Source organism: Candidatus Methylomirabilota bacterium (assembly GCA_036001065.1).
Taxonomy (GTDB): domain Bacteria; phylum Methylomirabilota; class Methylomirabilia; order Rokubacteriales; family CSP1-6; genus MNEF01.
Genome location: DASYUQ010000101.1, coordinates 1 through 8617 on the forward strand (window position 1 = coordinate 1; position 8617 = coordinate 8617).

The window sequence follows — 8617 nt, forward strand, 5'->3', positions numbered from 1 at the left end:
CCGCTCGGTGGACGCCGCCATGAGAGGCGGAATGGCTCCATATATCGGGAAATCCCGGTACAGGAGGTCTTGTCAATGAAGCCAGAGACTGCAGCGAAGATCAAGTATGGAGTCTGGGGCCTTATTTGTGGGGCAGTCATCGCAATGATCATCGGCTTTGCGTGGGGTGGCTGGACAACCTCCGGCACTACCCACACGATGACCAAAGAGGCGGTCTTGGCGAGTCAGGCGGCGATCTGCGTCGCGCAATTTATGAAGCAATCGGACCCTGAAAAGAAACTTAAAGAACTCGGGGAAGTAAGCAGCTGGCAGCGAGCTGAAGTCATTGAAAAAGGTGGCTGGGATAAGATGCCCGGGCAAGAAAAGGCCGGCTATGCTGTAGCCCGAGCATGCGCCGATGGGCTTGAACTTCTTATCAAGAAATGAGATGGGCACGTGCTCTTGAGCTTTGCCGCGCACTTCCTGAAGGGCGGGTTTACCTCCCCTTCGGACCGCGCGGCTCACCACTCTTGCCTAGTGCCGTTCCAACTTGTTGATACTAAATCTGTCCACGAACGACGTACACGGTGCCTTCCTAGGCGCGAATAGTTGGAACGGCACTAGCTGCAGGAGAGAAACATCATCAATCCAGAATAAGATAATTCCCAGGTCAAACGTGCGAGGTCGATGTCCCAGTGTTCAGTCGACAGGTTGAAGATATCCGTATCCAGGAACTCGGGGACCATGCCTTCAGAATGATTAGAATGAGATCATCCTGCGGCAGCAGGTGCGTGAACATCCGTGATGCCGTTTCGATTTCCGATTTGTCCCCGATAGCCTCCAGCGCCACCTGACGCGTGGCTTCCCGCCCGGGGCCGTCTCCCATACGGGAGCCATGACCAGAACATCGTGTTCGACCGCGTGGAGGAGATGCGGGAAACCCAGGCGGCCGAAGAAGAACGACAGCGCATCCTCGCCCTTGCCCGGGGACGGTGCCCGAAGTGTGCCGGCGAGCTGATCCCCGTCCCGTATCGTGGCGTCGAGCTGGACAAGTGCTCGCGCTGCCAGGGGGTGTGGCTGGACTTCGGCGAGCTCGATCAGGTGGTGGCCGAGGACACCGGCTTCCTCAGCGGCGTCCGGAGGATCTTCAGTTAATTTCGCAACCGGTGGAGCACATCCATGTCTGCGGGAACGAGCTGTACGGGCTCGCGATCATCGCAAGATCGTACCTGTCACCGTCGGGGCCACTATTTCAAATCCCTCTCCGATACCTCCCGCTCGAGTTGCGGCGGCCAAGCTAGCGAGCCGACGAGCCGCTCACACCCGTGCCGGCAGCGGCGCGCCGGGAAGCGAGCCGGCCTGAGGCTCCCTCCCCGCCAGCGCCGCCTGTCTCCGGCCGAGCCAGAGCGCCAGCGCCAGCCATGCGGCCGACAGCGGCACCACGGTCCAGGCGATCACCGACTGGCTGAACCCCAGCCCGAGGAGGAGGGCATACGACCAGGCGCCGATCTGGTCGCCGCCGCGGTAGACGAACGTGTCGATGAAGCTCTTCGCCTTGTACTTGTCCTCGCGCGGAAGCACGGTGAAGAGCACCTCGCGCGTCGGGTTGGTGAGCCCGAAGTTGAGGGCGCGGCGGAGGACGAAGAAGACGACGAGCACGGGGAGCACGGGCACGGCGCCGAGCGCGGCAAACCCCGCGACGCTGACCGCCGGCAGGATCGCCAGGGTCGGCGCGACGCCGATCGCGCGCAGCAGCCGCCCGGTGACGAAGACTTGTAAGAATACCGTGAGCGACTGGACGGCGAGGTCCATCCGCGCCAGGAAGGCCGTGCGGGCGGCGCGGTCCTGGAACGCCTTCCCGGCGAGATCCGCCTGGTGGAAGTAGAGCGACGTCGATCCGATCGTGAAGAGGAGCATGAAGCCGCAGATGCCGATCAGGTAGGGCGAGCGCAGCACGTGGGTCACGTTGGCCCAGGCGCTGCCGCCGATCGGCCGCTCCTCCTCGGCCCGCTGCTCGCGGGCCGGGTCCTCGGACTCGCGGAAGGTGGCCGGGAAGTGGCGCACGCACTGGACCGCGACCTCGAGCAGCGCGACGGCCACCAGGAGGAGCGCCAGGCGGCCGACGCGCTCGGCGAGCGCCGCCGTCACCGCCGAGCCCACGATCGCCCCGACGGTGCCCCCGACGCCGATGAACGCGAAGAGCCGCTTGCCTTGATCGGACCGGAAGCGGTCGGCCATGAACGACCAGAAGATGGCGGTGATGAACAGGTTGAAGACGCTCGACGTGACGAAGAAGGCCCGCCCGATCCAGAGGTCGTACTGCGGCCACACCTGGAAGAGGAGGAAGAAGCCGATCACCAGCGCCATGATGACGCGGTAGGCGATGGCGATGAAGCGCTTCACCGGGAACCTGACGACGAGCGACGAGTACAGCGGGTTGGCGACGAGCGTCGCCGCCATCGTCCCCGTGTAGAGCCACGGCAGGTTCGACACCCCGCCCGCGACGCCCATCTCGTCGCGGATCGGGCGCAGGATGAACCAACTGCAGAGGGCGAAGAAGAAGTACGCGCAGGCCATCAGCGTCGCGCGTACCTCCTCGGGCCGGACGTCGACGACGCGGCGGAGGATCACGGCATCATCACAGCGTGTCGAGGTGAGCCGCCATGCGCCCCCGGGCGGCGGTGTCCGGCAGGGCGCCGGCGCCCGCTCTCATGTTGTCGGTGAGGTGGTCGGGCTTGCTCGTGGCCGGGATCACGCAGGTGACCGCCGGGTGGGCCAGGACCCACTTGAGGAAGAACTGGCCCCAGCTCGCGCAGTCGAAATCCGCGGCCCAGGGCGGGAGCTGGTGTCCCCGCACCCGCTGGAACAGCGCGCCCTCGGCGTAGGGACGGTTCACGAGCACGGCGATGCCGCGGTCGCGGGCCAGGGGCAGGAGCCGGCGCTCGGCCTCGCGCTCGGCCAGGGAGTAGTTGAGCTGCACGAAGTCGAGCGGCTCGCTGCGCATCACCCGCTCGAGCTCGCCGTGCGCGCTCGCCATAGAGTGAGTAACGCCGAGATAGCGGATGCGACCGGCCGCCTTCCAGTCGCGGAGCGTGCGGAGGTGGGTTGGCCAGTCCACCAGGTTGTGGATCTGCATCAGGTCGAGGCGCGCGACGCGGAGGCGCCGGAGCGAGCGCTCCATCTGGCCCCGGCCGGCCTCCCGCCCGGTCGTCCACACCTTGGTCGCGACGAAGAGCGTGGCCAGAAGCCCCAGCTCCGCCGCGAGGTCGCCCACGACCGTCTCCGCCGCCCCGTACATCGGTGACGAGTCGACGACGCGCCCGCCCAGCCCGACGAAGCGGCGCAAGACCTCGCGGAGCGGCTCGCGATCGGCGGAAGCGGCGCCCACGGCGAACGTGCGCCAGGTCCCCAGGCCGACGGCGGGGAGCAGCTCGCCGCTCGACGGGACGGGGCGCGTGAGCATAGCCTGAGCGGCCCGGGCCGCACCCGTGCCAGGTCCCGCGGCGCGGGCGGCGGCGGTCGCCATCAGGGCCAGCGCCGCCCGTCGCGAGAGACGCCCGGCCTCGTGTCGTTCATGGGTCACGGCTCACCTCGACACAGTCTTCTCATCCCCCGCCCTCATCGTACCTGGCCTGTCCCGCCGCGCGCGCCCCACTGCTCCGCCGCGGCAGGTCGAGCGCGATCCAGGGGGCGCATCCGGTGTGAGCAGGAGTCGCGCGAACTCTATTCCGCCGAGGAGTACCGTCTTGACAGGCCGGGCGGCGCGGCGCTATGGCTTCTCTGCGCGCGGGCAGCGGGAGGCGTCAACGGCCGGCCGGTGGCTGGACGAGATCCGAGCGCGCGGACAGCGGCGAGGAGGCACCATGCGATTGAAAGATAGGGTCGTCATCGTCACGGGAGGCGCGCAGGGCATTGGCCGGGCGTACTGCCTGGGCGCGGCCGCGGAAGGGGCGCGAGTCGTGGTGGCGGACATCGCCGACCCGAAGCCCACGGCCAAAGAGGTCGAAGCCCGGGGCGCGCAGGCCCTGGGGATCGAGTGCGACGTGTCGCGCGAGGCGGACACGCAGCGCCTGGCCACCGAGACGCTCGCGCGGTTCGGCCGTATCGACGTGCTGGTGAACAACGCGGCGATTTACGGCACCCTCAAGCGGCGTCCCTTCACGGAGATCCCGGTGGAGGAGTGGGAGCGGGTGATGGCGGTCAACCTCCGCGGGCTCTTTCTGTGTGCGCGGGCCGTGTTCCCGGCGATGAAGGCGCAGGGCAAGGGCAAGATCATCAACATCGCCTCCAGCACCTTCTTCAAGGGCGTCCCGCACTACATCCACTACACCACGTCCAAGGGCGGGGTCGTGGGGTTCACCCGCTCGCTCGCCCGCGAGCTGGGAGAGTTCGGCATCCGCGTGAACGCGATCGCGCCCGGGTTCACGTTGAGCGGCGAGAACGAGAAGAACATTTCGGAGGAGCGGAAGCAGGCGAACATCCAGATGCGGATGCTGAAGCGGGCCGAGGTCCCGGAGGACATCGTCGGAACGTTCATCTTTCTGGCCTCGGACGAGAGCGACTTCGTCAGCGGACAGACGATCGTCGTGGACGGCGGCTCCAGCGTCCACTGAGCGATCACGGCCGGAAGACCTCGTTCGCGCACGAGTCGGACCCGCCGGGCCGCGGCCCGCCGGAGATGCCGAAGACGCGGTCGCCCACCACCGCGACCCACCTTGCCCGGTCGTTCACCGGACGCTGGCTCAGCGCACGACTTTGATGCCGGCCTCCGTGAGGATGCCGCGCATCTGCCCGGAGAACTGGTCGATGAACGCGCTGAACTCCGCGCTTCGCTGGAAGCCCTCCTCGAACTGGTTGTCTTCGAGGTACTTCTTCCAGGTCGCCGTCTGCGCCACCCTGGCGAACACGTCTTCCCAGTAGGCGACGACCGCGGGCGGGGTCCCGGGGGGCGCGACGATCCCGCGCACCACCGGCAGGTTGGGCAGCTCGAAGCCCGCCTCCTTGAGTGTCGGCACGTTGGGGAAGCCGGGGAGGCGCTTCTCGGCGACCTGGGCCAGCACGCGCATGTTGCCGGCGCGAATGTGCTCGCCGGCCTCCTGCGGCTCGATCACCATCAGGTTCACGTGGCCGCCGAGCAGGGCGCTGATGCGCTCGCCGCCGCCCGGGAACGAGATGAAGGCCCACTGCGCCCCGGTGTGCTTCGTGAGCAGCTGGCGGACGAGCCAGTCGCGGCTGCCGATGGAGCCGCCCGACTGCTTCAGTTGGCCGGGATTCTGCTTGGCGGCGTCGATGAAGTCCTTGAGCGTCTTGTAGGTTGCGTCGTTCCTCACCGCGATCAGCGCCGGCTCGATCATCAGCCGCACCACGGGCGTGACGTCCTTGATGGTGACCTTGGCTTCCGCCCGCATCAGCGGGTTCGTGATCCAGACGCCGGTGAACGTCGCGATGGTGTGCGTCTCGCCTCGCTTTTCCGCGAGGTAGGCCAGCGCCGTCAGTCCGCCGCCGCCGGGCTTGTTGGCGACCTGCAGGCGCACCGGCAGCAGCTTCTCCTTCTCCATCGCGGTGGCGATGAACCGGGCCAGCAGGTCGTTGCCGCCGCCGGGACCGGTGTGGACGACGAACTCGATCGGCTTGCTCGGCATGAACGTCTGGGCGGCGGCGGGGATGGGCGGGCTCGCCGCGAACGCCAGCAGGACGACCAGGGACGTGCGAATCATGGCGCTCCTCCTCCCTCGTTCACGCGCGTGCGTGTCCAAGGATTGGCATTCTTGAGCAGCGGGACGACCAGGACGATCGCCGCCAGACCCAGCATCACCGCCGCGATCGGTCTCGACACGAGGATCGACAGATGGCCCTGGGACATCATCAGCGACTGCCGGAACGCGCGTTCCATGCTGTCGCCCAGCACCAGGCCCAGGATCAGCGGCGCGGCGGGATAATCGAGCTTGCGCATGAGATAGCCGAGCAGGCCGAAGCCGGCCAGCAGCCAGACGTCGAACAGGCTGCTGGACGCGCTGTAGACACCGACGATGGAGATGCCGAAGATCAACGGATAGAGCCCGTAGACCGGCAATCTCAGAATCTGCGCGAACAGCGGGATGAGGGGAATGTTCAGTACCAGCAGGAGCACGTTGCCGATGTACATGCTGGCCACCAGTCCCCAGAACAGCGTGGGGTTCTCCTGGATCATCAGCGGGCCGGGCTTGAGTCCCCAGAGGATCAGGGCCGCCAGCAGGATCGCCGTGGTGGACGACCCGGGGATGCCGAGCGTGAGCATGGGCACCAGCGCGCCGCCGGTCTCCGAGTTGTTGGCGCCTTCGGGAGCGGCCACCCCTTCGGGCACGCCGGTCCCGAACTTTTCCGGGTGCTTCGACGCCGCCTTCTCGATGCCGTAGGAGATGAAGGAGGCGATGGTGGAGCCGGCCCCCGGCAGCACGCCGATCAGGAAGCCGATCACCGAGCCGTTCAGGAACGCGAAGCGGCAGGCCTTGAGCTCGGTGAGCGAAGGCAACAGGTTGCGGAGGCCTTTCGGCACCGGCAGCATCGGCGCCCCTTCGCGCGTCTCCATGTTGCCCAGCACTTCGCCCAGGGCGAAGACGCCGACGGCCACCACCACGAAGTCCACGCCGTCGAGCAGGTCGGTGCGGCCGAAGGTGAAGCGCGAGTCTGCCGTGAACAGGTCGGTCCCGATGCCGGCGATCCACAGGCCCACCAGCATCGCCAGCAGCGCCTTCAGGAGCGACTTGCCGGCCAGCAGGATCACCATCGCCAGCCCCAGGCACATCAGCGCAAAATACTCGGGGGCGCTGAAGGCGAGCCCGAAGCGGGCCAACGGCGGCGCGATGAGCATGAGCGCGATGACGCCGAAGGTGCCCGCGATGAACGAGGCGATGGCCGCGATGCCGAGGGCGGCGCCGGCGCGCCCGCGTTTGGCCATCGCATAGCCGTCGAGGCAGGTGACGACCGACGCCGACTCGCCGGGCACGTTGAGCAGGATGGAGGTGGTAGAGCCGCCGTACTTGGCGCCGTAGTAGATGCCGGCCAGCATGATCAGGGCGCTGGTCGGGTTCATCTGGAAGGTGAGCGGCAACAGCATGGCGATCGTGGCCGGCGGCCCCAGTCCCGGCATGACGCCGACCACGGTGCCCAGGAACACGCCCACGAAGCACCACAGCAGATTGATCGGCGCCAGCGCGACCGCGAAGCCCTGGAGCAGACTCGTCGCGACGTCCACCGCTCAGAAACCCAACCAGCCGGTCGGGAGCGACACGTTGAGCGCCACCGGGAACAGCAGATAGAAGCCGAGCGCCCCGCCCACCGCCACGGCGAGCGCGGGAAGCATCGGCCGGCGGTACATCACCGCGACCACGAACCACGTGAACAGGGCGAACGAGCACAGGAACCCGAGGATCTTGATCAGGCCAACGCACGCCACCAATGCTGCCCAGGTCGTGATCGCCCTGCCGCTGGGGCGCCAGTCGACTCCTCGGTCCCTGGCCCCCGCGCCATGCGGCACCGCCCGGGTGGCGACCAGCAGCAGTCCCAGCGCGATCATCGCCAGGCCGTACCACGATGGGAAGAACCCCGCTCCCGGACCATCGGCGCCGAGGTACTCCCACCGGCGCGCTTCCACGACGATGTAGATGCCGAGCCCGGCCAGCGCCGCGCCGGAAACGATGTCGCCGGTCTTCAGTTTTCGTGTCCTCCTCAGCGCTTCTTCAACTGGTCCAGCGCCCCTTCCCGCGACCGCTTCTCCACGATGCTGGAGTCCATGATGTCCGCGGGCTTGAGCCGCGCCGCTTCCTTGTTGATCTCCAGTTCGGCCATGAGCTTGAGGACCATGGCGCCATCGTCCAGTGATGGGACCGGGTTGGAGGTGAGGCCCTCCACGCCTTCCTTGTAAGCTTCCTCGAGCTCGCCCGCCTTTTCAAGCCTCAGATGTCTCGAAATGCTCTGCTTGACCCGCTCTTTGTTCCCGGGCTCCAGCGTGAAGGCGAAGCCGTCGGCGTTCGAGACGGAACGCAGCCGGCTGGCGGCGGTGGACGGCGTGAGCTTCGAGATTCCCGAGGGTCGGATCTTCACGCTGCTGGGGCCGAGCGGGTGCGGGAAGACCACCACCATGCGCTGCGTGGCTGGACTGGAGAAACCCGAGACGGGAGAGATCGTCATCGGGGACCAGCCCGTGTTGTCCTCGGCGCGGCGCGTGTTCGTCCCCCCCAACAAGCGCGCGATCGGGATGGTGTTTCAGCGCTACGCCATCTGGCCGCACATGACCGTCTTCGACAACGTGGCGTTTCCGCTGGTGGTGGAGAAGCGGCCCCGGGCGGAGATCCGTGAGCGCGTGGCCGACGTCCTGAAGATCGTGGGGCTCTCGGGGCTCGAGGATCGCTCGGCCCGCGCCTGTCCGGTAGCCAGCAGCAGCGCGTTGCGCTGGCGCGCGCCCTGGTCAAGCGGCCGCGGGTGCTGCTCCTCGATGATCCCCTCAGCAACCTCGACGCGAAGCTGCGCGAGGAGATGCGGCTCGAGATTCGCCAGCTCCAGCGACAGCTGCGCATCACCGCCGGGAAGATCCTGGCGGTCGGCAAGCCTCAGGAGATCTACAACCGGCCGACCAACCGCTTCGTGGCGGATTTCGTCG

Annotated in this window: 9 protein-coding genes and 1 pseudogene; 4 read left to right on the plus strand and 6 right to left on the minus strand. The window is 67.4% G+C overall.

The window, feature by feature from the left end:
• Together VGV13_09480 and VGV13_09485 are read left to right on the plus strand one after the other, a co-directional pair.
• On the plus strand, positions 1-426 hold a 426-nt coding region (locus tag VGV13_09480), incomplete at its 5' end, for a hypothetical protein (GenBank protein ID HEV8641315.1).
• A 462-nt stretch (positions 427-888) separates the two neighbouring features.
• Positions 889-1134, plus strand: a complete 246-nt coding sequence (locus VGV13_09485; GenBank protein HEV8641316.1) for a zf-TFIIB domain-containing protein — start codon at positions 889-891, stop codon at positions 1132-1134.
• A gap of 162 nt (positions 1135-1296) precedes the next feature.
• Here the strand turns inward: VGV13_09485 and VGV13_09490 are convergent, their stop codons facing one another.
• A complete protein-coding gene (locus VGV13_09490) occupies positions 1297-2610 on the minus strand; it encodes an MFS transporter (GenBank protein ID HEV8641317.1) in 1314 nt (437 codons plus the stop codon).
• A 7-nt stretch (positions 2611-2617) separates the two neighbouring features.
• A complete protein-coding gene (locus VGV13_09495; protein ID HEV8641318.1) occupies positions 2618-3562 on the minus strand; it encodes an aldo/keto reductase in 945 nt (314 codons plus the stop codon).
• Between the two features lie 280 nt (positions 3563-3842).
• Between VGV13_09495 and VGV13_09500 the strand changes: the two genes are divergently transcribed.
• The gene (locus VGV13_09500; GenBank protein ID HEV8641319.1) at positions 3843-4592 is read left to right on the plus strand and encodes a 3-oxoacyl-ACP reductase family protein; all 750 of its coding nucleotides are present in this window, start codon (positions 3843-3845) and stop codon (positions 4590-4592) included.
• Between the two features lie 129 nt (positions 4593-4721).
• Here VGV13_09500 and VGV13_09505 read toward each other — a convergent pair whose 3' ends face one another.
• Genes VGV13_09505 through VGV13_09520 form a run of 4 tightly spaced genes read right to left on the minus strand, consistent with a single transcriptional unit; the run spans position 4722 to position 8148 of the window.
• Positions 4722-5696: a tripartite tricarboxylate transporter substrate binding protein gene (locus VGV13_09505; GenBank protein ID HEV8641320.1), complete on the minus strand. Its 975-nt coding sequence runs from the start codon at positions 5694-5696 to the stop codon at positions 4722-4724.
• On the minus strand, positions 5693-7213 hold the full coding sequence (locus VGV13_09510) for a tripartite tricarboxylate transporter permease (protein ID HEV8641321.1): 1521 nt from the start codon (positions 7211-7213) through the stop codon (positions 5693-5695). The genes VGV13_09505 and VGV13_09510 overlap by 4 nt, the downstream gene beginning before the upstream one ends.
• A 3-nt stretch (positions 7214-7216) precedes the next feature.
• Positions 7217-7690, minus strand: a complete 474-nt coding sequence (locus tag VGV13_09515; protein ID HEV8641322.1) for a tripartite tricarboxylate transporter TctB family protein — start codon at positions 7688-7690, stop codon at positions 7217-7219.
• The gene (locus VGV13_09520; protein ID HEV8641323.1) at positions 7687-8148 is read right to left on the minus strand and encodes a hypothetical protein; all 462 of its coding nucleotides are present in this window, start codon (positions 8146-8148) and stop codon (positions 7687-7689) included. Before VGV13_09520 ends, VGV13_09515 begins: the two co-directional genes overlap by 4 nt.
• On the opposite strand from VGV13_09520, the pseudogene VGV13_09525 reads away from it, so the two are divergent.
• Positions 8066-8617 (plus strand): annotated as a pseudogene (locus tag VGV13_09525) (ATP-binding cassette domain-containing protein). The gene VGV13_09520 and the pseudogene VGV13_09525 sit on opposite strands and share 83 nt — an antisense overlap.